Annotated in this window: 20 protein-coding genes, 1 tRNA gene, 1 rRNA gene and 1 riboswitch; of the genes, 11 read left to right on the forward strand and 11 right to left on the reverse strand. The window is 66.2% G+C overall.

Annotation, left to right across the window (positions count from 1 at the left end):
* A partial coding sequence (gene gcvP, locus AC1DFE_RS22615; RefSeq protein ID WP_476908088.1) for an aminomethyl-transferring glycine dehydrogenase occupies positions 1 to 2,009 on the reverse strand: 2,009 nt, incomplete at its 3' end.
* A gap of 201 nt (positions 2,010 to 2,210) precedes the next feature.
* Positions 2,211 to 2,309: riboswitch (glycine riboswitch) on the reverse strand.
* Between the two features lie 126 nt (positions 2,310 to 2,435).
* Complete coding sequence (locus tag AC1DFE_RS22620; protein WP_476908089.1) at positions 2,436 to 2,975, reverse strand: TetR/AcrR family transcriptional regulator; 540 nt, start codon at positions 2,973 to 2,975, stop codon at positions 2,436 to 2,438.
* Between the two features lie 72 nt (positions 2,976 to 3,047).
* On the opposite strand from AC1DFE_RS22620, the gene AC1DFE_RS22625 reads away from it, so the two are divergent.
* A complete protein-coding gene (locus AC1DFE_RS22625; RefSeq protein WP_476908104.1) occupies positions 3,048 to 4,601 on the forward strand; it encodes an MFS transporter in 1,554 nt (517 codons plus the stop codon).
* 82 nt (positions 4,602 to 4,683) lie between these two features.
* Here the strand turns inward: AC1DFE_RS22625 and AC1DFE_RS22630 are convergent, their stop codons facing one another.
* Positions 4,684 to 5,163 (reverse strand): Dps family protein, encoded by a 480-nt coding sequence (locus AC1DFE_RS22630; RefSeq protein WP_476908090.1) that lies wholly within the window; start codon positions 5,161 to 5,163, stop codon positions 4,684 to 4,686.
* 212 nt (positions 5,164 to 5,375) lie between these two features.
* Between AC1DFE_RS22630 and AC1DFE_RS22635 the strand changes: the two genes are divergently transcribed.
* Genes AC1DFE_RS22635 through AC1DFE_RS22645 form a run of 3 tightly spaced genes read left to right on the forward strand, consistent with a single transcriptional unit; the run spans position 5,376 to position 9,046 of the window.
* Complete coding sequence (locus AC1DFE_RS22635) at positions 5,376 to 6,449, forward strand: nitrilase-related carbon-nitrogen hydrolase (protein ID WP_476908091.1); 1,074 nt, start codon at positions 5,376 to 5,378, stop codon at positions 6,447 to 6,449.
* The gene (locus AC1DFE_RS22640) at positions 6,446 to 7,471 is read left to right on the forward strand and encodes an agmatine deiminase family protein (RefSeq protein WP_476908092.1); all 1,026 of its coding nucleotides are present in this window, start codon (positions 6,446 to 6,448) and stop codon (positions 7,469 to 7,471) included. The genes AC1DFE_RS22635 and AC1DFE_RS22640 overlap by 4 nt, the downstream gene beginning before the upstream one ends.
* A gap of 12 nt (positions 7,472 to 7,483) precedes the next feature.
* Entirely contained in the window at positions 7,484 to 9,046 is a 1,563-nt protein-coding gene (locus AC1DFE_RS22645) for an APC family permease (RefSeq protein WP_476908093.1), read from the forward strand.
* A 119-nt stretch (positions 9,047 to 9,165) separates the two neighbouring features.
* Here AC1DFE_RS22645 and AC1DFE_RS22650 read toward each other — a convergent pair whose 3' ends face one another.
* Positions 9,166 to 9,714: an AMIN-like domain-containing (lipo)protein gene (locus AC1DFE_RS22650; protein WP_476908094.1), complete on the reverse strand. Its 549-nt coding sequence runs from the start codon at positions 9,712 to 9,714 to the stop codon at positions 9,166 to 9,168.
* Positions 9,715 to 10,074: 360 nt separating this feature from the next.
* Positions 10,075 to 10,377 carry a DUF4193 domain-containing protein gene (locus tag AC1DFE_RS22655; protein WP_102973153.1) on the reverse strand — a complete coding sequence of 101 codons (303 nt, stop codon included), beginning with the start codon at positions 10,375 to 10,377 and terminating at the stop codon, positions 10,075 to 10,077.
* A gap of 334 nt (positions 10,378 to 10,711) precedes the next feature.
* Between AC1DFE_RS22655 and AC1DFE_RS22660 the strand changes: the two genes are divergently transcribed.
* Positions 10,712 to 11,059 carry a hypothetical protein gene (locus AC1DFE_RS22660; protein WP_476908095.1) on the forward strand — a complete coding sequence of 116 codons (348 nt, stop codon included), beginning with the start codon at positions 10,712 to 10,714 and terminating at the stop codon, positions 11,057 to 11,059.
* 40 nt (positions 11,060 to 11,099) lie between these two features.
* Here the strand turns inward: AC1DFE_RS22660 and AC1DFE_RS22665 are convergent, their stop codons facing one another.
* The 3 genes from AC1DFE_RS22665 to AC1DFE_RS22675 all read right to left on the reverse strand — a co-directional run bounded on the left by AC1DFE_RS22665 (position 11,100) and on the right by AC1DFE_RS22675 (position 13,656).
* Positions 11,100 to 12,065 carry an MFS transporter gene (locus AC1DFE_RS22665; protein WP_476908096.1) on the reverse strand — a complete coding sequence of 322 codons (966 nt, stop codon included), beginning with the start codon at positions 12,063 to 12,065 and terminating at the stop codon, positions 11,100 to 11,102.
* Positions 12,066 to 12,534: 469 nt separating this feature from the next.
* A tRNA-Thr gene (locus AC1DFE_RS22670) sits at positions 12,535 to 12,608 on the reverse strand.
* A 151-nt stretch (positions 12,609 to 12,759) separates the two neighbouring features.
* The gene (locus tag AC1DFE_RS22675) at positions 12,760 to 13,656 is read right to left on the reverse strand and encodes a DsbA family protein (protein WP_476908097.1); all 897 of its coding nucleotides are present in this window, start codon (positions 13,654 to 13,656) and stop codon (positions 12,760 to 12,762) included.
* Positions 13,657 to 13,936: 280 nt separating this feature from the next.
* Between AC1DFE_RS22675 and otsA the strand changes: the two genes are divergently transcribed.
* The 4 genes from otsA to AC1DFE_RS22695 all read left to right on the forward strand — a co-directional run bounded on the left by otsA (position 13,937) and on the right by AC1DFE_RS22695 (position 19,037).
* On the forward strand, positions 13,937 to 15,349 hold the full coding sequence (gene otsA / locus AC1DFE_RS22680; RefSeq protein WP_476908105.1) for an alpha,alpha-trehalose-phosphate synthase (UDP-forming): 1,413 nt from the start codon (positions 13,937 to 13,939) through the stop codon (positions 15,347 to 15,349).
* On the forward strand, positions 15,339 to 16,166 hold the full coding sequence (gene otsB / locus AC1DFE_RS22685; RefSeq protein ID WP_476908098.1) for a trehalose-phosphatase: 828 nt from the start codon (positions 15,339 to 15,341) through the stop codon (positions 16,164 to 16,166). Before otsA ends, otsB begins: the two co-directional genes overlap by 11 nt.
* A 252-nt stretch (positions 16,167 to 16,418) precedes the next feature.
* Positions 16,419 to 17,501: an ABC transporter ATP-binding protein gene (locus AC1DFE_RS22690; protein ID WP_236806882.1), complete on the forward strand. Its 1,083-nt coding sequence runs from the start codon at positions 16,419 to 16,421 to the stop codon at positions 17,499 to 17,501.
* Positions 17,502 to 17,618: 117 nt separating this feature from the next.
* Positions 17,619 to 19,037: a DUF4032 domain-containing protein gene (locus tag AC1DFE_RS22695; protein WP_476908099.1), complete on the forward strand. Its 1,419-nt coding sequence runs from the start codon at positions 17,619 to 17,621 to the stop codon at positions 19,035 to 19,037.
* A 41-nt stretch (positions 19,038 to 19,078) separates the two neighbouring features.
* On the opposite strand, the gene AC1DFE_RS22700 is transcribed toward AC1DFE_RS22695, so the two are convergent.
* Positions 19,079 to 20,446, reverse strand: a complete 1,368-nt coding sequence (locus AC1DFE_RS22700) for an FAD-binding oxidoreductase (RefSeq protein WP_476908100.1) — start codon at positions 20,444 to 20,446, stop codon at positions 19,079 to 19,081.
* Positions 20,447 to 20,684: 238 nt separating this feature from the next.
* Between AC1DFE_RS22700 and AC1DFE_RS22705 the strand changes: the two genes are divergently transcribed.
* A complete protein-coding gene (locus AC1DFE_RS22705) occupies positions 20,685 to 22,436 on the forward strand; it encodes a glycoside hydrolase family 13 protein (protein WP_476908101.1) in 1,752 nt (583 codons plus the stop codon).
* A gap of 3 nt (positions 22,437 to 22,439) precedes the next feature.
* Complete coding sequence (locus AC1DFE_RS22710) at positions 22,440 to 23,453, forward strand: LacI family DNA-binding transcriptional regulator (RefSeq protein ID WP_476908102.1); 1,014 nt, start codon at positions 22,440 to 22,442, stop codon at positions 23,451 to 23,453.
* A 7-nt stretch (positions 23,454 to 23,460) separates the two neighbouring features.
* Here the strand turns inward: AC1DFE_RS22710 and AC1DFE_RS22715 are convergent, their stop codons facing one another.
* The gene (locus tag AC1DFE_RS22715) at positions 23,461 to 23,949 is read right to left on the reverse strand and encodes an SRPBCC family protein (protein ID WP_476908103.1); all 489 of its coding nucleotides are present in this window, start codon (positions 23,947 to 23,949) and stop codon (positions 23,461 to 23,463) included.
* Between the two features lie 285 nt (positions 23,950 to 24,234).
* Positions 24,235 to 24,351, reverse strand: a 5S ribosomal RNA gene (gene rrf, locus AC1DFE_RS22720).
* Between the last annotated feature and the right edge of the window lie 31 nt (positions 24,352 to 24,382).

Below are 24,382 nucleotides of genomic sequence, written 5' to 3' on the forward strand. Positions count from 1 at the left end.
ACATAGACTTGGCCGCCGGCCGCGTGGATGGCGTCGCAGACCTCGCGGACGTCGGCGTCGTACACCCCGTGCGTGGACGGGTAGGTGATCATGATCGCCGAGAGAACGTCCTTGTGCGCCTCGATCTTGGCGTACAGGTCGGCGTGGTCGATCGTGCCGTCGGCAGCGGTGGCCACGACGACCACCTTCATGCCGGCCAGCACAGCCGAGGCCGCATTGGTGCCGTGCGCAGAAGCCGGGATCAGGCAGACGTTGCGCTGGTCGTCGCCGCGGGACAGGTGGTAGCCGCGGATCGCCAGCAGCCCCGCGAGCTCACCCTGCGAGCCGGCGTTGGGCTGGATGGACACCTGGTCGTAGCCGGTGATCTCGGCGAGGTCCGCTTCCAAACCATCGATGAGTTCGCGCCAGCCCTCGGTCTGGGAATCCGGGGCGAACGGGTGGATCGAGGCGAACTCCGGCCAGGAGATGGCCTCCATCTCGGCCGTCGCGTTCAGCTTCATGGTGCAGGAGCCCAGCGGGATCATGGTCCGGTCCAGCGCCAGGTCACGGTCGGAAAGCTTGCGGATGTAGCGCAGCAGCTGGGTTTCGGAGCGGTGCGTGTTGAACACCGGGTGCTGCAGGTAGCCGGAGGAACGTTCGACGGCGGCATCCAGGGCGAAACCGCCCGTGGACCCCACAGACTTGGCACCAAAGAGGGTGAGAACGTCAGCCACGATGGCCGGGGTCGTCGTTTCATCGGCGGAGATGCCGACGGTGTCAACGTCGATGGTGCGGAGATTGATGCCCTTCTCCTCGGCGGCGGCGATGATGCCGGCAGCCTTGCCCGGCACGGAAACCGTCAAGGTATCGAAGAAGCTGGTGTGCAGGACGTCCAGCCCGGCAGCCTTGAGCGATGCCGCCAGGGTCCTGGCGTGGCCGTGGGCGGTTTCGGCGATCGCCTTCAGTCCCTCCGGGCCGTGGTAGACGGCGTAGAAGGACGACACGATGGCGAGCAGCGCCTGTGCGGTGCAGATGTTGGACGTGGCCTTCTCGCGGCGGATGTGCTGCTCCCGGGTCTGCAGCGCCAGGCGGTAGGCCGGAACGCCGGCGTTGTCCTTGGAGACGCCCACGAGGCGGCCGGGCAGGGAGCGTTCAAGACCCTTCTGCACTGCCATGTACGCGGCGTGGGGGCCGCCGTAAAACAGCGGCACGCCGAAACGCTGCGCGGAACCGACGGCGATGTCCGCGCCCTGCTCGCCGGGAGGGGTGATGAGCGTCAGTGCCAGCAGGTCAGCCGCCACGGTGACCAGCGCACCGCGTTCCTTGGCGGCGGCGATCACGCCGGACTGGTCCCACACCCGGCCCGAAACGCCCGGCTGCTGGAGGACGACGCCGTTGATGTCGCCGTCGGGCAGGCCCTGGGAAAGGTCTGCAACCTCGACCTCGAAGCCGAGGGCTTCGGCGCGGCCCCTGACGATGGCGATGGTCTGGGGCAGGCAGTCCGCGTCCAGCACGGTCTTGCCGTCGTGGGCTTGCTTGTTCTTGTTGGCCCGGCGCATCAGCAGTACAGCCTCGGCCACGGCTGTTGCTTCATCCAGCAGTGACGCGTTGGCGATCGGCAGGCCAACGAGGTCCTGGACCATGGTCTGGAAGTTCAGCAGGGCCTCGAGGCGGCCCTGGGAAATCTCCGGCTGGTAGGGCGTGTAGGCGGTGTACCAGGCGGGGGCTTCGAGGACATTGCGGCGGATCACCGGCGGCGTCACGGTGTCGTAATAGCCCTGGCCGATCATCTGCACGGCGGTCTTGTTCTTGGCCGCGAGCTTCCGGAGTTCGGCGAGGGTTTCGACTTCACTCAGGGCCGGGGAGAGCTCCAGCGGCGAGTCCTGCCGGATGTCTTTCGGCACTGCCGTGTCAACCAGTGCATCGACAGTCTCGTAGCCAACGGCCTTGAGCATGGCTTCGACGTCGGCCTGGCGGCGAGCGCCAATATGCCGGTCGACGAAGGAGGCGGAGGCTGATTGTACAGTCAAAAGGAACTCCATAACTAAGGCGGCGCAGGGTACGCCACAGTGATTCGGGTTCCTCCCCGCTCTGTATTGGACCTGAGAGTTTCCGCGTTGCCGCGCTTACGCGCAGCTCCGCTTGCACCGTCGGTGAGCAGAGCATGCCCTGAACCGTCCGCCCGGAGGCGGAACATTTCAAGCCGGCAGCCTGCTGCTTTCCAGAGTTGCCTTGCCGCGGCGGTACATGGGCCTGAGAGATTCCTGGGGAGGTTTTGCTCCTACGGCGCCTGCTTGTACCTACTTGCAGGACTCTCCCGCCGCAGATCAAAGGCATATTCAATTGAGCGGTGACAACTGTCACAGAGGCTATTGTCCTACGCCAGCCTCGCGTCTGCAAACTGTGGCGCCCCCGGCTGACACAGCCGCGGGGCCTGAACCAACCCCGACGCCGGCCTACCCCCGGAGCCGGCCAAGCGCGGCAAGCAGGCTCCCGACGTCGGCTGCGGTCTCGGCCGGCGTCGCCGCCGGGCCAATGGACAGCATCGCGTTGAAGTAGAGCCCGTCACCCATATACAGGACTGCCTTGGCCAGCCCCGGTCCGACGTCGCGGGCGATCTCGTCGAGCCATCGCTGCTGGATGTGGGCGAACCTGCGCCGGGTCTCCTCGTGCGCCACCTCGGCCAGCCTCGTCGCGGCGACAATAACGCGGTCCAGCGGGGTGTCCGCCCAGACGGACGATTTGATGAAGTAGGCGGCAGCGCCCTCGGGAGCCGCGGCCATGGCCTGGGCATCCGCCTCCGCGAACTCATCCAGCCGGTCCAGCAGTACGCCGATCAGCGCTTCCTTGTTCGGGAAGTGGTACAGAAGTCCGCCCTTGGACACGCCGGCACGGGCAGCCACGGCGTCAAGGGTAGCGGCACGCTCCCCCACCTCAATCAGCAGGGATTCAAACGCATCGAGCACTGCGCCGCGGGCGACGGGTTTTCTGGGCATGGCTTCCATCATGCCGCTTCCCGCCCAGGGTTTATAACTGTACCGTCTGGACGGTATAGTTATCTCATGACCATGCGCTCAGCCCTTCTCCAGGGGCGCACTTCCGCAAACCAGGACACCGGTGGCGGCGTGCGCGACTGGTTCGCCCTGGCCCTGCTCATGTTCCCCGTCCTCCTGGTGGCCGTGGACAACACTGCGCTGACCTTCGCCCTTCCCGCGATCGCCCGCAGCCTCGACCCCTCGGGGGTGCAGCTGTTGTGGGTGGTGGACGCCTACGCCCTGGTCCTCGCCGGACTTCTCGTTGCCATGGGCAGCCTGGGCGACAGGATCGGGCGCCGCCGGCTGCTGATGGTCGGCATCTCGGGCTTTGCGGCGGTCTCCGCGGCGTCCGCGTTCGCACCGAGCGCCGAATGGCTCATCGCCGGCCGCGCGGCACTCGGATTCTTCGGCGCCATGCTCATGCCGTCCACGCTGTCCCTGATCCGCAACATCTTTCGGGAGCCGGGCAGGCGACGGCTGGCCGTGGCCATCTGGGCCGCGGGCTTCTCCGGCGGCGCGGCGCTGGGGCCCATCTTCGGCGGCTGGCTGGTGGAGCACTTCTGGTGGGGTGCCGTTCTGCTCGTGGCCGTGCCCATCATGCTGCCGCCGCTCGTCCTGGGCCGCTTCCTGATTCCGGAGTCCAGCGATCCAAACCCCGGCCGGGTGGACCTGGCCAGCGTGGCGCTGTCGATGCTGACCATGGTGCCGGTGGTCTACGGCATCAAGGAACTGGCCACCCATGGGCCCGGCGTGACGCCGTTCGGAGTTCTGGTGTTTGGCCTGGCCATGGGCATCGCGTTTATCCGCCGCCAGCAGACGCTCGCGTCCCCGCTGCTGGACATGTCGCTCTTCAGGAACCGCGTGTTCAGCACGGCGATCACGGCGAACATCCTGGCGCTGTTTTCCTACAACGGCTTCATCCTGTTCCTGGCCCAGCACCTGCAGCTGCTCGAAGGCATGTCGCCGTCGGAGTCGGGCACCGCCATGCTGCCGGCCCTGACGGCCACGGTGGTGGCTGGCCTGCTCGTGGTCCCGCTGGTCCGGAAGGTGCCGCCCGGCTTTGTGGTGGCCGCGGGCCTGGCGCTGAGCGCCGCCGGTTACAGCGTTGTTGCGTTCGGGAATCACGACGCCGGCCCCACGGCGCTGCTGGCCGCCCTCCTCATCCTGGCGCTGGGCGTGGGGTCGGCCGAGACCATCTCGAACGATCTGATTCTGGGAGCCGTGCCCGCGGAGAAATCAGGGGCGGCTGCGGCGATTTCGGAAACGGGCTATGAAGTGGGCTCGCTCCTGGGGACGGCTGTCCTGGGATCGATCCTGACAGCGTCGTACCAGCAGCATCTCGCCCTGCCGGAGGGCGTCGTCCAGACAGTGCCGGCAGCGTCGGCGGACCTGGCCCGGGAGACCCTGTCCGGCGCAATGGAGCTGGCCGGGACACTGCCGGCCCCGCTGGCCGAGGGGCTCACGGCGGCCGCAAGGGCCGCGTTTGATTCGGGCGTCCATATCACCGCGGCGATTGCGCTGGTACTAATGGCCGCGGCGTCAGTGCTGGCCGCCGTCGTACTTCGCCGCATCCCGTGCGCGAAGTAGCCGGAACCGCGCACAACGAAACAGAAACGGGCTGCCCGGGAGAAATTTCTCCGGGCAGCCCGTCAGCGGGTAATCCAGCCGCCTACTTGCTGTCAGGCTGCGTGACGCTGGCCGATGCCTTCATGTTCTCGGCGCCAACCATCCACGCGTACTGCTCGAGCTTTTCGATGAAGGTGTGCAGGAGGTCCGCAGTGGTGGGGTCTTCCTCATCCACCTCGTCATGGACCTTGCGCATGGTGCCGACGGCCGCTTCCAGCGCTGCCACGATCCGGTCGATAGCATCCTTGGTGTTGATAAGACCCTCCGGGAACTGGGGAAGGCTGGTCGACTTTGCCACGGTTGCGCTGCGGCCGTCCGGCAGGGCGTGCAGGGCGCGCATGCGCTCCGCGATGTCGTCGGCAAAGGCCCGGGCGGCATCGACGATCTCGTCGAGCTGAAGGTGCAGATCCCTGAAGTTGGTTCCAACGATGTTCCAGTGCGCCTGCTTGCCCTGGATGTGCAGTTCGATCAGGTCCGTCAGGACGGCCTGCATGTTGTTGGTCAGTGTCGGTGAAGCCTTCATGAATCCTCCTCGATTGGTCCAGTGGTTTCGACGCTACCGCAGGGACCCCGGCACCGGGAGCGCCGGAGCGCAAATTTCACGATCAGCTTACTTACTACTTTGGGGGTCATAAATGCTCGGCATTCAAATGCCCCTTGCCACATCCCCGCGCCACATGCATACTAAATGAACGTCATTCATTTAGTGACGGTCGTCTCACTGGAGAAATCATCATGATCGAAATAACCCGCCTCAACGCGCCTGCTTCGCTCGCCCGGACAGCGCCGTCCGGACGGCCTGCCTTGAGGGTCGGCGTGGTGCAGCACCGCTGGCACAGCGACGCCGCCGCGCTCCGCGCAGAACTCAACGACGGCGTCGACCGGGCCGCCCGGCTCGGTGCCACCGTCGTGTTCCTGCCCGAGCTCACCCTCTCCCGCTACCCCGCAGACCAGGTTCCGGAGAATGACTTGGCACTGCGGGACCAGGACCGGCCGCGCCCCTCCGACGCAGCCGAGGATCTGCTGACCGGCCCCACCTTCCGCTTCGCGGCTGAGGCCGCCCGCCGGAACGGCATCGCCGTCCATGCCTCGCTCTACCAGCGCGCCGGCAACCCGGACGGTTCGGATGACGGGCTGGGACTGAACACCTCCATCCTGGTGTCCCCGGCCGGCGAACTCCTGGCCCGCACCCACAAGCTGCACATCCCGGTGACCGCCGGATACTACGAGGACGAGTTCTTCCGCCAGGGTCCCGCCGCGGAGGACGCCTACCAAGTCCACGCACCGGCAGAGCTTGGCGGTGCCCGGCTGGGCATGCCCACCTGCTGGGACGAGTGGTTCCCCGAGCTGGCCCGCATGTACTCCCTCGGCGGCGCCGAACTGCTGGTGTACCCGACGGCGATCGGTTCCGAGCCGCTGTTCGCGGACTTTGACACCCAGCCGCTCTGGCAGCAGGTCATCGTGGGCAACGGCATCGCCAACGGCCTGTTCATGGTGGTCCCGAACCGCTGGGGCCAGGAGGGCAGCCTGAACTTCTACGGGTCCTCCTTCATCTCGGATCCCTACGGCCGCATCCTGGTCCAGGCGCCGCGGGACGAGTCAGCCGTTCTCGTGGCCGACCTCGACCTGGACCAGCGCAAGGACTGGCTGACGCTGTTTCCGTTCCTCACCACCCGCCGCCCGGACACCTACGCCCGGCTCACCGAACCGGTCCGCAAGGAGGAGCCGTTCGGGACGCCGGATGCACGGGTTCCGGCAACCTCAGCCACCGTGGCGCCAAGCTCAACCACCGAGGGGGTGAACGCATGAGCACGTGGCGCATGCCAGCCGAAACCGCGCGCCACGAGCGCCTCTGGATGGCCTTTCCCACCGGCGGCTACACCCTTGGCGACACCACGGAGGCGGCGCACGCCGCCCGCTCCGTCTGGGCCGCCGTCGCCAATGCCGCCGTCGAGTTTGAGCCGGTCACCATGGTGGTGGACCCGTCCGACGTCGGGACCGCCGCCCGCTACCTGTCGCCCGCCGTCGAGGTGCTGACAGCGGAACTGAACGACGCGTGGATGCGCGACATCGGCCCCACGTTTGTCCTGGACGGAAACGGCGCCCTGGGCGCCGTGGACTGGGTCTTCAATGGCTGGGGCGCCCAGGACTGGGCGCAGTGGGACAAGGATTCGCTGGTGGCCGCCGAGGTGGCGGGCCGGTCCAGCGCGCGGCACCTCGTGTCCGGGCTGATCAACGAGGGCGGCGGAATCCAGGTGGACGGCGAGGGCACCGTGCTGGTCACCGAAACGGTGCAGCTGGACCCGGGCCGCAATCCCGGACTCAGCAAGGCCAACGTCGAGGCCGAACTGGCCCGGACCATCGGCGCCAAAAAGGTGATCTGGCTGCCGCGCGGACTCACCCGCGACTCCCAGCGGTTCGGGACGCGCGGGCACGTGGACATCGTTGCCGCCATCCCGTCACCGGGCACGCTGCTGGTCCATTCCCAGCAGAACCCGGCCCACCCGGACTACGAGGTCAGCCGCGAAATCATGGGCTTCCTGTCCTCCACCACGGACGCTGCCGGCCGGGAATGGTCGATCATCGAGGTCCCGGCGCCCGTTGCCCTGACGGATCCGGAGGGCTTCGTGGACTACAGCTACATCAACCATGTGGTGGTCAACGGCGGAGTCATCGCCTGCACGTTCTCCGACCCCAACGACGAGAAGGCACTCCGCATACTCGCGGATGCATATCCCGGGCGCAAGGTAGTGGGCATCGATGCCCGCGAACTCTTCGCCCGCGGCGGGGGCATTCACTGCATCACCCAGCAGCAGCCCGCTGCCATCTAGAAAGGGCCAGTCATGAGCCAGACCACGCGTGAGAGCATCCAGCCCGCCGGGAATTCACCGGCCGGCGAAGCAACGCACGGCATCACCGGGAAGGGCCTGAAGGGCGGGCAGCTGGGCCTGTTGGCCGTCGTCGTCCTGGGTATTTCCTCGGTGGCCCCGGCCTACAGCCTCACCAGTTCGCTGGGGCCCGCCGTCGGTGCCGTTGGCGTGCAGCTGCCGGCGATTTTTATCATCGCGTTCATCCCGATGATCCTCGTGGCGTTCGCCTACCGCGAGCTCAACGCCGACTCCCCGGACAGCGGGACCACGTTCACCTGGACGACAAAGGCATTCGGCCCGTTCGTCGGCTGGATGGGCGGCTGGGGTCTGCTCGCCGCCAACATCATTGTTTTGTCCAACCTGGCAGGCGTCGCGGTGGACTTCTTCTACCTCTTCCTGGCCCAGGTGTTCAACAACCCCGAACTCGCGGACTTGACCTCCAACACGGCAGTCAATATTGCCACTTGCCTCACGTTCGTGGCTCTCGCCGTCTGGGTCAGCTACCGCGGCCTGCACGCCACCAAGCTCGTGCAGTACAGCCTGGTCGGTTTCCAGGTCCTGGTCCTGGGCGTCTTCATCGTCATGGCGCTCACGCACGCAGCATCCGGTGACGCCGGTCCGTCCCTCGCGTTCAGCTGGGACTGGTTCAACCCCGCCAGGATCGGGAGCTTCGAGCAGTTCACCGCCGGCATGTCACTCGCCGTCTTCGTCTACTGGGGCTGGGACGTATGCCTGACCGTGAATGAGGAAACCAAGGGCGGAAAGGGCACCGCGGGCAAGGCGGGAACCACGACGGCGGTCGCCGTCCTGGCCCTCTACCTCGCCGTGATCGTGGCCACCATGATGGTGGCAGGCACTGGCGCCGATGGCATAGGCCTTAACAACCCGGACAACCAGTCAAATGTCTTCGCCGCGCTGGCCTCGCCGGTAATGGGTCCGCTGGCCATCCTGATGTCGCTCGCAGTGCTCGCCGGCACCGCCTCGTCCCTGCAGTCCACCATGGCCTCCCCGGCACGCAGCCTGCTGGCAATGGGACACTACGGCGCCCTGCCGCCGCGTTTCGCGTCGGTCAGCAAGCGCTTTGGGTCGCCCGGCTTCGCCACGCTGATCGCGGGCGGGATCTCCGGCGGCTTCTACGCCGTCATGAAGGTGGTCAGCGAGAACGTCCTCAACGACACCATCCTGGCGCTGGGCCTGATGATCTGCTTCTACTACGGCCTCACCGCCTTCGCCTGCACGTGGTACTTCCGGCACAGCCTGTTCTCCAGCGTCCGCAACTTCTTCATGCGGCTGCTGTTTCCCGTGCTGGGCGGACTGGTCCTGACCGTCGTCTTCATCCAGACCGCCGTGGACAGTTGGGCGCCGGAGTTCGGCAGCGGTTCAGAGATCTTCGGTGTGGGGCTCGTGTTCGTGCTCGGCGTCGGGATCCTGGCGCTGGGGATCGTCGTCATGCTGGTGATGGCGCGGCTGAGGCCCGGCTACTTCCGCGGTGACACCATCCGCCAGGACACCCCCGCGCTGGTGGTTCCCGAGTAGCACCTGTACATCCCTGCCACAGCAGCGATGCCCCGATTCCCTCTCCGGGAGCCGGGGCATCGCTGCGTCTAAGTAGTTGATCAGCCTATTAGCCGCTCTGCTCCCCTGTTGCGGCCATCTCACCAGTAGTGCGCGACGTCGACGACGAGCCGGGAGCCGGATCCGGGGCCGTCCAGCGTGTACACCTTGAACGGCAGCCGGGCGCGGATGCCCAGGCCAAGGGTGGTGTAGCCCTCGAAGCTGCCAGCCCACGCCACCTGCCGGAACGTGTGGTACCCGGACACGTTCGTCACCTCGGACCGGTTGGCCGGAGTGAAGGTGGCCTTGCCGGTGGCATTGTCATAGGCCGGCGAGTTGATGGTGAGCTGCAGGAATGCCCCGCCACGGAGCTTGAGCGGCTGGCCCGACCCTTCCTGGGCCACTTCGGAAACGTAGCGGACGTTGTAGCCTTTGGCTTTGCCCTTGAGGTCGATCACGAGGCGGTCGAAGCAGTAGTGCTGCCCGGCGCGGACGTTGGTGACGGCTGCGGTGCTCATGGTTTTGTCTGCCTTCGCCAGCGAGCCCCACACCTGCCCGCAGTAGGAGGCTGCCGAGGCGGAGCCCGGAGCCAGCAGGCCCAGTCCAACAGCCAGGAGAATGACTGTCAGCCAGGCGGGAATTTTTTTCATTTGGCCACCCCTTTCGAGTGAGTGTTTGGATAGCTCCAGAGTAGGAGCGCCAAAAGCCCCAGACGAGGGATGTGGCCGGTTCGGGGCGCAACCGTTAATCTCGCCTCGGGCGGGTCACGGGGCCGTAATTCCGGTGGTCCTTTCAAGGGGGTCGAGAGGCGTTTGTGGCCGTTTCTCCATGTTTCCGTTACTGCGGATAACGGCCGCTAAGCAGGCGTTAAGGCGGGCACGAACGCGGCCACGAAAAAGCGAGGCGCCGGCCTCCCCATGGGGAACCGGCGCCTCGCGTGGCTTTGCTCTAACGCTGCCTGGCTATGAAGGCTGCCCTGCGGCAAAGCAGGACCCCGCGGAGGGGCTGTCTTAGCCTTCGCAGTCGTGGCAGTACTTCAGGCCGTTCTTCTCCTTGGCTACCTGGGACCGGTGACGGACCAGGAAGCAGGAGCCGCAGGTGAACTCATCAGACTGCTCGGGAACGACAATGACCGTCAGTTCCTCGTTGGAAAGATCGGCGCCCGGAAGGTCGATGCCCTCGGCGGTGTCGTTCTCGTCGAGGTCGATAACGGCGGTCTGGGCACCACCGCCGCGGGACGCCTGGAGGGCCTCCAGAGACTCGGAGGGAGTCTCTTCTTCTGTCTTGCGTGGGGCGTCGTAATCGGTAGCCATAGCGTTGTTCACTTTCGTTGCTGCACAGCGCCATTCAGGCACCTCAGTGCAGCAGTTTAGGTCATAAAGCGGCAGCGTCAAGAATAGTGTGGCCAACGCGACACTAATTGGTCATTTCGGCCTGTTAGGCGACCTTGGCTGCAGCAATTTCGCGGGTTTTGAGCGACCTCCTGGAGGGCGTCGTTGACCTGCTCGGCAGGAGCAGGAACTGGCGGCACCAACGGACTGGCGGCACAAGCCTGACTAGGCATAACCGCGGGCTGGCGGGGCGCCGTCGTCGGTCTTAGCCTTGAGCTGTTCACCGATCTGAACCACTCAGCAACCGGAGGCAGCCATGGCTACGAAACTGAACCGCAAGGCACTGGAGCACGCACGCAGCCTCGTTAAGAAGGGAAAGGTGGAACGGGACGTCCGTGATGACTGGAGCGAACATGCGCCCTCAGCGGACGACGAGAACTCCTTCATCGACAAGCACGGCTTCGACGAGTTCTCGAAGTGGCACCTCGGCATTGATAGCGAGAAATCCGAGGGCACCAAGGGCAGCGTGAGCTTTCCCTTCGGGGACCTCAAGAAAGTCCACCGCTGCGCCATCATTTCGCTGGAGAGCCGGGCGGGACAGCACGACCACGACGATATCCGCAAGGCCGCCAAGGGCCTGCTGGAGGAGATCGACGCGGACTAGCCGCGGCGCAAGACTGGCCTCTCCCGCGGGCGTACCGCCGTTAGTGTGAATATCCGGCGGCAGCTTCGGTGAGTGTTTTGCCCTTGGTTCCCGGGGCGAGCCATTGGGAGAGGGCGGCGCCGGCGAGGGCGACTCCGGCGGCGATCAGCATGGTGGGGCCGGATCCGAGGGCCTGCATGGACATTGGTAGCAGGAAGGTACAGATGCCTGCTCCGACGCGGCTGACGGCGGCGGCGAAACCTGTTCCGATGCCCCGGATTTCTGTGGGGAGGACCTCTCCGGGGTAGACGTTCGTCAACGTGTTGTACCCGGCGTTGAAGAACGAGAAAACCAGGAAGAGGATGAGCACGACGGGCGCCGGCGCTCCGGCCCACAGTCCGATAACCGCGAGGACGAGGGCGCACAACCACTGCGGCGGGACGGTCAGCATGCGTCGGCCGGCCTTTTCGATCAGCAGGAACGTGATCACGACCCCGGCCAGGGCGACGGCGGAGAGCCCGACACCGCCGGCAAGTCCGCCGGCCAGGCCGTACTGTGCCAGGACGCTGTCGGCGAAGGTGGCGATCGCGAAGTATGGTGTCACGGCGCAGAACCAGAAGCCTGAGATGAACAGCGTGGAACGCCAGTATTCCTTGGAGAACAGCATCCCGAAGCTGCCCTTGCGGACGTCCTCGTGCTGGACATCGTCAAGGGCGTCCTCGGGCATGTACTTGTAGGCGAGGGCCCGGGCCTCGTCTTTGCGGCCCACGCTCCAGAGCCAGCGTGGTGACTCCGGCATGCCGAGCCGGGCCAGGAACAGGGCCACGGCGATGAACGTGCTGGTGCCCAGGATGAAGTGCCAGCTGAGGTCGGTGTATTCGTTGAGCAGGTGGCCGGTCAGGAAGGCGATCATGAAGCTGCCGTACCAGGCGATGCCCATGGCGGCCATCAGCCGTCCCCGCAGGTGCGTGGGCGAGATGGAGAGGTCCCGGCCGTAGCCGGAGCCCTTGAAGCCGCCCCAGGGCATTTCGTTGGCGATGACCAGGTGTGAGTTGACCCAGACGGCGCAACAGAAGTGCTGCTTGGGGCCAAGCCGGGTTCACCGCCGTCGCGGCATGTCAGGCAGCTCTCACCACAACGGCGCCGGCCGGCCACCTCTTAAGGTGACCGGCCGGCGTCGTACTTTGCTTATTTCTTCCGTTTTTTTGTCCAGATATTCGGCGCTAAACCGCCCCGAAGTCGTGACAGCTGTACAAAAACTCCTGCCGAAGTGGGGGCCAGGCGGCGGTTGGCGCCTGGGCGAGCAACGCTGTCGTTTGTGCGCGTACCCGGCGGCCGCTTCGGTGAGCGTTTTGCCCTTGGTCCCCGGCGCGAGGAGATGGCCGATCAGGAACGCAATCATGAACCGGCGTACCAGGCGGTGCCCATGGCACTCATTAACTGGCGGCAGGTGCGTGGGAGGGAACTCAGCCGTCAAGGGTCCAAGCCAAAATGTGAGCCCCCTGTCGGATTCGAACCGACGACCCCCGCTTTACAAGAGCGGTGCTCTGGCCAACTGAGCTAAGGAGGCGCGCCCGTGAGGGCGGGCGCCGAGACGGCGCTAGATAAGGTTAGCCCAATGACCGCCCGCCCGTAAAAACGGGACACGCGGTTAAACGGACAATGGCCCGGCTCCCGGAAGAATCCGGGTGCCGGGCCACTGTGCTGGGCTTGAAGAGCGTTTAGGCCTTGGCCTTGGCCTTGATGGCCGCGTCGACGAAGGCGGGGAATTCGGTCTGCGCGCTGTCGCCCTTGCCCCACTGCTTGCCGTCCACGAGGACCGTCGGCGTACCGGTCACGCCAATGGCCGCGGCCTCCTGGGTGGTGTATTTCACCCAGGGACGGTACGTCTTGTTCTCGACGCAGGAATCGATGCTCTTGGCGCCCACATCCGTGGCCAACTTCTTCAGTTCGTCATCGGAAAGGCCTGCGCTGCCTTCTGCCGGCTGCTTGTCGAAGAGCGCATTCACGAAGTCCGAGTACTTCTCCGGCGATTCATTCACCACGCAGGCGGCGGCATTGGCTGCACGGGAGGAGTAGTTGGTGCTGGAGCGGCTGTCCAGGAAGCCCAGGGCCCGGTACTCCACGGTGATCTTGCCTTCGTCGCGAAGCTTCGTCAGGGTCTCGTTGTACGTCGCCTCGAAGTTCTTGCAGACGGGGCAGATGAAGTCGATATAAAGGACCACCTTCACCGGCTTGCCCTTTTCGGCTTCCGCGCCGGGCGCCGTGACGGTTGCAGGGGCCGAGGCTGCCGGCGACGGAAGGTCGGCGACGTTTACGGTCGCAGCGCTGGACTTGGCAACTTCGGTGCCTTTGAGCAGGGTGACGCCGCCGTGGACGTTCCCGTTGGCCGGGGTGGAGCCCTGGTCGGCCACCGGGGCGTTGTTCTTAAGGCTGGTGGTCACCACGAGCGCGACGACGGCAAGGATGGCCACGACGGCGACCACGATGCCCCAGCCAATGAGCAGTTTGTTCCGCTTGTCCTTCTTGAGCTGCGCTTCCCGGATTTCGCGGGCTTTCTCGCGGGCCTCGGCCGTACGTTCTGCTTTGGACTGGCGGGGTTCGTTTGCGGGGCTCATTAGTTCCTCGTGTCGTACGGACAGGTGCAGGCCACCAGGGGCAATTCCCCCAGTTTAGGGGAGAACCCGGAGCTTGCGCTTTCAAGTATTCGTTTCAGCCTGACCAACGGGCGAATAGCCCGGAAGATTCCGGCCCGTTAGGGTTGAAGAGAGCCACCAGCAACCCCAGGGAGCCCCAATGCACGGAGCCGTAAGCGACAAATCCGACACTAAAACGGAAAGCGCGGCCGTGCCCGGCAGCAGCCCGGACGCCACGGAGGACGCCACCAAGTACGACTTCATGGTGGTCTCCAACCGCCTGCCTGTGGACCGCTGCGCGCCCGGCGAGCCCGGCGATGACGGCTCCGGCTGGCGGCGCTCACCAGGAGGCCTGGTCACCGCACTCGCTCCCATGATGACCAGGACGGACGGCGCCTGGGTGGGATGGCACGGCGCCGCCGACGAGACCGTGGAGCCGTTCAGCCACGGCGGCATGGACCTTGTCCCGGTCCAGCTCAGCAGCGACGACGTCGAGCTGTACTACGAAGGGTTCTCCAACGCCACGCTGTGGCCCCTTTACCACGATGTCATCGCCCCGCCGGAGTTCCACAGAACCTGGTGGGACGCCTACCGCAAGGTGAACAGAAGGTTCGCCGACGCCGTCGTCCGTACTGCCGCTGAGGGCGCAACTGTCTGGGTGCAGGACTACCAGCTCCAGCTGGTGCCGCGGATGCTGCGCCAGGCGCGGCCGGACCTGAAGATCGGGTTCTTCAACCACATCCCCTTCCCGCCGCCGGAGATCTTCGCCCAGCTCCCCTGGCGCCAGGCGATCATCGACGGCCTGCTGGGGGCCGACCTGGTGGGCTTCCAGCGCAGCAGCGACGCCGGCAACTTCATGCGATCGGCCCGGCGCTTCCTCGGCGCCAGCGTCAAGCAGCAGCAGGTCCACGTCAAGGACGCCGACGGCGACCTCACCCACATTGCCCGGGCCCAGGCCTTCCCCATTTCCATCGATGTCCAGCACATCAGTGAACTGGCGCAAAAGCCCGAGATCATCGAACGCGCCCGCCAGATCCGGCAGGACCTCGGCAACCCCAAGACCATCCTGCTGGGTGTGGACCGGCTGGACTATACGAAGGGCATCGGCCACCGTCTCAAGGCCTACGAAGAGCTCCTGAACGAGGGCAAGCTCCAGGTGGGCGACGCGACGCTGATCCAGGTTGCCAGCCCCAGCCGCGAGCGCGTGGAACAGTACCGGCTCCTGCGTGAAGAGGTCGAAGGCACCGTGGGCCACATCAACGGCACTTACGACACCATCGAAAACACAGCCGTCCGCTACCTGCACCACAGCTACCCCGTGGAGGAAATGGTGGCGCTCTACCTGGCCGCGGACGTCATGCTGGTCACCGCTCTGCGCGACGGCATGAACCTCGTCGCCAAGGAGTACGTCACGGCCCGCACCAATAACGACGGCGCCCTGGTGCTCAGCGAGTTCGCCGGCGCCGCGGACCAGCTAAAGCAGGCGCTGCTCATGAACCCGCACGACATCGACGGCCTCAAGGACGCCGTGATGCGGGCGGTCAGGATGCCCCCCAAGGAAGCGGCCCGGCGCATGCGTTCCATGCGCAAGCAGATCCTGGACCACGACGTCGACCACTGGTCCGCCGACTTCCTGAACGCCCTCAACGAGAAGGTAATCCGAGATGACTCCTGAGGCCGAGCACACCGAAGAGGCCGGCAGCACCCGGCTGACGCTGTCCCCCGAACTGCTGGCGGCCGTGCGCCGCATCGCCGGCACGGACCACCTGCTGGTGGCCATGGACTTCGACGGCACCATTTCCCCCATCGTGGACCACGCCGGGGACGCGCGTCCGCTCCCCCGCTCGGCCGCCGCCTTCGCCGAGCTGAGTTCCCTGCCGCGTACGACGACGGCACTCATTTCCGGGAGGGCATTGGACAGTTTGCGTGCGGTCGCCTCCCCGCCGGAGGAGACCCTGCTGATTGGAAGCCACGGCGCCGAGGCGTGGCTGGGTCCGGGCTCTGCGCCGCTGACCCTCGACCCCGAGCAGCTGTCACTGCTCGAGGAGGTCAGGGGCGTCCTGACGGAGATCGCGGAACTGGCTCCCGGCACCGTCCTGGAGGAAAAGCCCGCCGGCGTTGTGCTGCACACGCGGCTTGCGGCGGACGACGTTGCAGAGGACGCCGTCGCGGCCGCCCGCGCCGCGCTCCAGGACCGGCCGGGCGTCTACCTCAAGAACGGCAAGCGTGTCCTGGAAACATCCGTGGTGCACGCGTCCAAGGGTGAGGGCGTCGACTTCCTGCGCCAGGCCACCGGAGCCACGGGCGTGCTCTTCGCCGGCGACGACACCACCGACGAGGACGCCCTGGCCCGCCTGGGGCAGCACGACGTCGGCGTGAAAGTGGGCCTCGACTTCACCCAGGCTAAGTTCCGGGTTGAGGCCCCGGTGCACATCGCCGAACTCCTCGAGGCGCTGCTGCGGGAGCGCCGCAAGGCCGTCGCTCCCGCATAGACGGCGGGATCCCCACGCCGGGCCGCCGCGGCCCCTGTGCGGCATCTCACCTGTGACGTCCGTAACATTTTGTCCGATTCGCGATAAATCTGACATACTCTTCTTTGTGATGTGGCGCACAGGAACCGTGCGGCGTCACTCGATGCTCCTCGGCCCCGGCCGGGGAGTCATCATGTAGGACACAACTGAATTACATGAACCATTCACTACGGATCGTCCGGCACGTACCTGCCGGTGAAGGGATTGATAACTGTGGCAACAGTTACTTTTGACAACGCTACGCGTCTGTACCCGGGCACTGAAAAGCCCGCTGTTGACAAGCTCAACATCGAAATCGCCGACGGCGAGTTCCTGGTCCTCGTTGGACCCTCCGGTTGCGGTAAGTCCACCTCCCTGCGCATGCTCGCAGGCCTTGAGGACGTCAACGCCGGCCGGATCCTTATTGGCGACCGCGATGTCACCGACGTTCCGCCGAAGGACCGCGACATCGCGATGGTCTTCCAGAACTACGCGCTGTACCCGCACATGACGGTGGCGGACAACATGGGCTTCGCCCTCAAGATCGCCGGCGTCAGCAAGGAAGAGCGCGCTGAACGGGTCCGCGAAGCCGCAAAACTCCTGGACCTTGAGCAGTACCTCGACCGCAAGCCGAAGGCACTCTCCGGCGGTCAGCGCCAGCGTGTTGCCATGGGCCGCGCCATCGTGCGTAACCCGCAGGTCTTCCTCATGGACGAGCCGCTCTCCAACCTGGATGCCAAGCTCCGCGTCCAGACCCGTACCCAGATTGCCTCCCTCACCCGCCGCCTGGGCGTCACCACCGTTTACGTGACCCACGACCAGGTCGAAGCCATGACCATGGGCGACCGCGTCGCGGTGCTCAAGGACGGCCTGCTTATGCAGGTGGACACCCCCCGCAACCTGTACGACCGCCCCAAGAACGTCTTCGTGGCTGGCTTCATCGGCTCCCCCGCCATGAACCTGCTGGAACTTCCCGTGGTCGACGGCGGCGTCCAGTTCGGCGGCACCGTTTACCCCGTGCCGCGCAACGTCCTTGAAGAGGCTCACGGCCAGACGGTCACCCTGGGCAGCCGGCCCGAGGACCTCGAGACCGCAGCCCAGGGCGAAGGCATCCAGGTTGAGGTGGACGTCGTCGAAGAGCTCGGTGCCGACGCTTACGTCTACGGCCACACCACGCTGGACGGCAAGACCCACGACATCGTGGCCCGCGTCGACGGCCGCCGCCCCCCGATGAAGGGCGAGTCCCTCTGGGTCCGTCCGCAGTCCGGCCACGTGCACCTGTTCGACACCAAGACCGGCGAGCGCCTGGGCGACTAATCCCCAACGGCACCCCATGAACCCGACGGCGGCCCTCCCCTAAACCGGAAGGGCCGCCGTCGGGCGTTAACCGCGGCCCCTTTAGGCGCCCCCCGCAAAATACGGAAGAATTGACCCATGACCGAGGAACACAACGCGCAGTGGCACGATGAACCCACCGACTACGGGCAGATCGGCAAGCTGCCGCGGTTCGAAGCGGCCAGCGCCAACGACGACAAGGCAGCCTCGGTCGCAAGCAACCTCAACATCACGGCCGCAGCCGCCGACCCCGAACTCCTCGACCTGCCCTGGCACATCGCGCTCGAGGACTGGCCGGCGGAACACCTGGCCGCTCTCCCCCGCGGTATCTCCCGGCACATCGTCCGGTTTGCGCACCTCGGCGGCTCCGTCATCGCCATCAAGGAAACGTCCGAGCACGTGGCCCGCCACGAGTACCACATGCTGCGCAAGCTCGCGCGGCTGGACGTGCCCTGTGTGGAGCCCGTCGCCGTCATCACCGGCCGCACCACCCCGGACGGCCGCCCCCTGAACCCGGTCCTCGTGACCCGCCACCTCAAATTCTCCATGCCGTACCGCGCGCTCTTCTCACAGATGCTGCGCAAGGACACGCTCACCCGGCTCATCGACGCCCAGGCGCTGCTGATGGTCCGGCTGCACCTCATCGGCTTCTACTGGGGCGACGTCTCGCTCTCCAACACCCTGTTCCGCCGGGACGCCGGCGCCTTCGCCGCCTACCTGGTGGACGCCGAAACCGGCGAACTTTACCCGGACCTCTCCACCGGCCAGCGCGAGTACGACCTCGAGATCGCCCGGGTCAACATCGCCGGTGAGCTCATGGACCTCCTCGACGGCGGCCTGATCGAGGAGAAGGTGGACCCCGTGGCCACCAGCGAACTCATCATGGAAAGCTACCGGCGGCTGTGGACCGAGCTGACGGCCAAGGAATCCTTCGAACTCGGCGAACGCTGGCGTGTGGGCGCCCGCATCCGCCGGCTCAACGAGCTCGGCTTCGACGTCGAAGAGTACGCCATCAAGACCACCCAGAACGGCTCCACCATCCAGCTGCAGCCGAAGGTGGTGGACGCCGGCCACCACATGCGCCGTCTGCTGCGCCTCACCGGACTCGACGCCCAGGAGAACCAGGCCCGCCGCCTACTCAACGACATGGACACCTTCCGGGCCGACAACAACCCCGGGATGGACGAGGAATACAGCGCGCACCTGTGGGTGAGCCAGATCTTCGAGCCGATCGTGCGTTCCATCCCCCGCGACCTCTCCGGAAAGCTCGAACCGGCCGAAGCGGTGCACGAGGTGCTGGAGCACCGCTGGTACATGTCCGAAAAGCAGGAACGGCACATCCCCCTGGCCGAGGCCGTCCAGTCCTACATCGACTCCATCCTGCGGCACCGCCGCGACGAGGCCGCCATCATGCTGAACCCGGACACGGAACTGCTGAAGATCCTCGCCGTGGAAACCGAGGAGTCAAGGTACGGCGCCGATGAGGCCGACGACGAATATCCCGACGCCGACGACTGAGCTTTCGGGGCGGGCTTTGGCTCTGCTTTGGTTCCTTTGCCCTAGATCGCCTTGCCGGGATTCAGGATCCCGGCGGGATCGAACAGTTCCTTGACCCGGCGCTGCAACTCCCGCAGCGGCTCGGGCTGTTCCAGGCCCAGCCAGCGCAGTTTGTACTGCCCTACGCCGTGCTCGCCCGTGATGGTTCCGCCCATGTCCAGGGCGGCCACGATGGACGCGTCGAGTGCTGCGTTCAGCCGGCGCATCGCGCCGGCGTCCACCTTGTCGTTTACCCGGTCAATCCAGAACGTGGGATGCAGGTTGCCGTCCCCGGCATGCGCCACCACCTTGAGCCTGACATCGTGGACTTCGGCCAGCGCTTCGAGGGCCGCCACGTAGTCCACCAGCCTGGACCGGGGCACCGCAACGTCCTCGCCCACGCGGTACTGGTCATCCACCTCGACGCCCCTGCTGTTGCGCCGCAGTTCCACCAGCTGCTCCGCCTCCGCACTGGCCTCGGTAGTCACAACGGCACCGCCGGCCGCCAGGACTTCGCGAACGACGTCGGCCTCCGCCGCCGCCCCGAAGCCGTCGGTCTGGACCAGGAGCAGCGAGGCGCCCCGTGACGCGAGATCGGAGCCGTGCAGCTCATCCAGCTGGGCCAGCGAGCCGCCGTCGAGCAGTTCCATGATGGCCGGCTGCACGCGGGCCTTGCCGACGGCGAGCACACCGGCCGCCGCCTGCCGGAAGTCAGGGTAGAACGCGGCGATGGTGTGCACCTCCCGGGGCAGGTACTTCAGCCGGACTGTCGCGCCGACAACGATCCCCAGCGTGCCCTCCGAGCCCACGAACAGCCCGGTCAGGTCGTAGCCGGCCACGCCTTTGAACGTCTGGTGCCCCGTGTGCAGCAGCGAGCCGTCCGCGAGGACCACGTCCAGGGCCAGCACCGAATCCCGCGTCACACCGTACTTGGCACACCGCAGGCCGCCGGCGTTGGTGGCCACGTTGCCGCCTATGGTGGACATCCTGAAGCTGGCCGGGTCCGGAGCGAACATAAGGCCGTGCGCCGCGGCGGCGTCGTTCAGGCCGGCGTTGATGACGCCGGGTTCGACGACGGCGGTCTCGTCGTCCGCGTTGAGCTCCAGGATGCGGTTCATCCGTTCCAGGCCGAGGACAACGCACCCGTCGCTGGCATGGGCGCCTCCCGAGACCCCGGTCCCGGCGCCGCGAGGCACCAGCGGCACGTTCCGGGCAGCACAGGCTTTGACGGTGGCCTGGACGTCGTCGACAGACTCCGCCAAAACCACGGCTGCCGGCAGCCGGTAGTCCACCACGGGCGCCTGGTCCACCGCGTACGCAGCGAGTGCGGCCGCGTCCCGGAGCACTTTCCGCTGCCCCAGGATTGATGTCAGTTCGTCGGCGATGCTCATGGGTCTCCCGTTCAGTTCCTTCGCTTCAGTCTAGTTGTGGTTGGTTCGGCGACTGCCGTGCTGTGGCTCCGCTTGGGGACGAGCTCCGCCGCCTACGTCTACGTCTACTTCTATGTTGGAAGCGTTTCCAAATCCGTGCTCCCGATGACACCGCGGACGCAAGTGTTGACGCCAACTGTCAATGTCATTGTGGGTGTAAGCGCTTTCATTTGCGGGTTACCGCCCATAGTATGACGCAATGTCTGTTGACTCGTTTCTGCACTCAGCGTCACCGCTCGCCGGCGCCCTCACGCCCGTCCATGCCCCGGACAACGCGCACGGCTGGTGGCGGTCTGCCGTCATTTACCAGGTCTACCCGCGCTCCTTCCGCGACCTGAACGGCGACGGAATCGGTGACCTCGCCGGGATCACCGCCGAGATGCCGCAGCTTGCTGAGCTTGACGTGGACGCCGTCTGGCTCTCGCCCTTTTACCGTTCGCCGCAGCGCGACGCGGGGTACGACGTCAGCGACTACTGCGACGTCGACCCGATCTTCGGCTCCCTCGGGGACTTCGATGGCATGGTGGCCGAGGCGAACCGGCTGGGCCTGCGCGTCATCGTGGACCTGGTCCCGAACCACTGTTCGGACCAGCACCGGGATTTCCAGGCGGCACTGGCTGCCGGCCCGGGCAGCCCCGAACGGGACAGGTTCATCTTCCGCGACGGCCAGGGTGCCGACGGCAACGAACCGCCCAACAACTGGGAATCGCACTTCGGCGGCTCCGCCTGGACCCGCATCACCGAACCTGACGGCGCTCCGGGCCAGTGGTATCTGCACCTCTTCGATTCATCGCAGCCGGATTTCAACTGGGACAACCAGGCCGTGCATGACGAGTTCGAGCGCATCCTGCGCTTCTGGCTGGACCGGGGCGTCTCCGGGTTCCGCGTGGACGTCGCCCATGCACTGGTCAAAGCCCACGGCCTTCCCGCCTGGGGCGGGCGTGCGGACGGCAGCAGCTCCGACGGTTTCCCCGGACACGAGGCACCGATGTTCGGCCAGCCCGCCCTGCACGACATCTACCGTGCGTGGCGCCGGATACTTGAGGAGTACGGTCCGGACCGCATCCTTTGCGCGGAAGCCAACGTAGACCCCCTGCCGCGGCTGGCCCACTGGGTCCGGCCCGACGAAATGCACCAGGCCTTCAATTTTCCCTACCTCCACGCGGGGCTGGACCTCCTCCGCCTGCGCCACATTGTCACGGAGTCCCTGATGTCCCTCGATGCCGTGGGCGCACCCAGCACCTGGGTACTGTCCAACCACGACGTCGTCCGGCACGCCACGCGCTTCGGGTACGACTGGTCCGGGCCACGGGACGGGGACGGCATCGGCCTCCACGACCCCCAGCCGGACGAGGAACTGGGCAGGACCCGGGCAGCGGCGGCATCCTTGTTCATGCTCGGGCTCCCCGGGGGTGCCTACCTGTACCAAGGCGAGGAACTCGGACTGCCTGACGGCATCGATATCCCAGACCACCAGCGGCAGGACCCGACGTTCGCGCGGACAGGCGGCGCCCGGCTGGGACGCGACGGCTGCCGGGTTCCGCTGCCCTGGAAAGCGTCCGAGCGCAACAGCGGCTTCGGCGATGGCGACGCGCCCTGGCTCCCCCAGCCCGAGAGCTTTGCAAAACTGGCGCGGGACGCACAGGCCGCGGACCCGTCGTCGCACTTGAACCTGTACCGTCGCATGCTCAATCTGCGCCGTGAACTGGACCTTGGACGCGGTTCCCTCGCGTGGGCGGAGGAATGGTGCACCGGCTCATCCCTGGCGTTCCTGAACGGCGACATTCTGGTGGTCATGAACATGGGCCGTGCCCCGCTGGAACTGCCGGACGGCGAGGTCGTACTCCGCAGTTCGTCCCCCACCGGCTACGGCGAGGACGACCCGCAGCATGCTCTGGGCTCCGCGGAAACCATCTGGCTGCGGATCCCAGTAGAGGGCGCGGAGAGCTAATACGTGGCCGGCATCAAGGACGTTGCGGAACGGGCGGGTCTATCCATAGCCACTGTTTCGCGCGCCTTGAGCGGCAAAGGCAATGTGTCGGCGGCCAGCCGCGAACGTGCCCGGTCAGCCGCTGCCGAGCTGGGCTTCGTGCCCTCGTACCAGGCATCCAGCCTCGCCTCCGGCCGGACCCGCAATATAGGCCTGGTTGTGCCCACCGTCCGCCGCTGGTATTTCTCCTCGGTGGTAGAAGGTGTCTCAGCGGCCCTCCTCGACGCCGGTTATGACCTGACACTGTACAACATCACGGAGGGCGCAGTCCGGCGGCGCAGCATTCTCCAGGACTTCCTGCTGCGCAAACGAGTGGATGCGGTCATTGCGGTGGCGCTGGCGCTGACGGAGGAGGAGATCGGCCAGATGCTGGCCATCCACCGGCCGCTCGTGGGCATCGGTGGACCGCTGCCCGGAGCGTCGACCATACGCATCGACGACCACAGCCTGGCAGAGTCGGCGGTGAACCACCTGATCCGGCTCGGACACCGCCGAATTGCGCACATGACCGGCGACTCGCTGAACGAGCCGGACTTCAAGATCCCGCACTCCCGCCGTGCCGGCTATGGGAAGGCGATGACGGACGCAGGTCTCCCGCTGCTGCCTTCTTGGGATGTCAGCGCCGACTTCACCATTGAAGGGGCCTATGCCGTGGCACGCGACCTTTTGGGTGGAACCGCAGAACGGCCAACAGCAGTCTTTGCGGCCTCAGACGAGATGGCCATCGGGACCATCGTGGCGGCCCGGGACTTTGGGCTGCGGGTGCCCGAAGACCTGTCAGTCATCGGCATGGACGGACACGAACTGGGTGAATTGTTCGGACTGACCACGTTCGATCAGGATCCGCGCGGCCAGGGGGCGCTGGCAGTGCGCCTGCTGCTGGAGGGATTCGACGGCGGAACGGGCCGGGCTGTTGTGAACACCGAATATCCGACGCGGTTTGTGGTCCGGCGGAGCACCGCGGTCCCCCCGTCCTAGAGCGGCACTAGTCTGCAGCGCCGCCCATGAACCTTGCGTACCGGCCCAGAACTTCCGGCCAGTCCTTCTCCCAGGCGGCACGGGTGCCGGCCGGATCCTCGGCACCTTCCCAGCCGTCGTGGACCACCCGAACCTCGGTGCCTTCCTCCACGCCGCGGAACACGACGCGCAGCTCGGTGGACCACAACGCGGTACTGCCGGGGTACCAGGATGCGTGGAAGGACAGCGGAGGCTGCCAATCGTCGATGGTTCCCCACGTGGCGCCCCGGCCGTCATCGGAGCTCTCCAGAATCAGGTTCTCCTCGAACTCCACGTAGGAGCCGGGCCCGTAGACGCTGTTGGTGTCCATGGGCCACCAAAGATGTGTGTGGTCGGTGAAGCCCATGAAGGCCCGGGACACGGGCCCGGGGACCACCACCGTGCAGATGACGGGGTCCAGGCTGTCTGCTGGCTCGGGAACTTGGCTACCGGCGGCGTGGCTGAAGAGGTTTTCCATGGCTACCAACTCTACCGGCCCCAAACATGACGCTCTATCAGATCCTGCCGCCACACACCCGATGCCCTATCAGATCCTGCCGCCTCCCCCGACCCTTCCTCACCCCCGGGGGGACTGCGGGAGCGTCCGAGAAAAGGCTGCAGGACGTGATGGAGGGTCGGGGAAAAACCTGCAGGACGTGATCGAGCGTTTTAGACCAGGCGCGTTAAAACCAGGTGTGCTAAAAGAGCAGCTTAAAAGGGTCAGGCCCCGACGTTCATCGTCGGGGCCCGAGCCGTAAATAGTGTCCGGCGGTGACCTACTCTCCCACACCCTCCCGGGTGCAGTACCATCGGCGCTGTGGGTCTTAGCTTCCGGGTTCGGAATGGGACCGGGCGTTTCCCCCACGCTATGACCGCCGTAACCCTTGCTCCGCACCGTGGACAGGGTGTGA

It is taken from the genome of Arthrobacter sp. 05T423 (assembly GCF_056396245.1).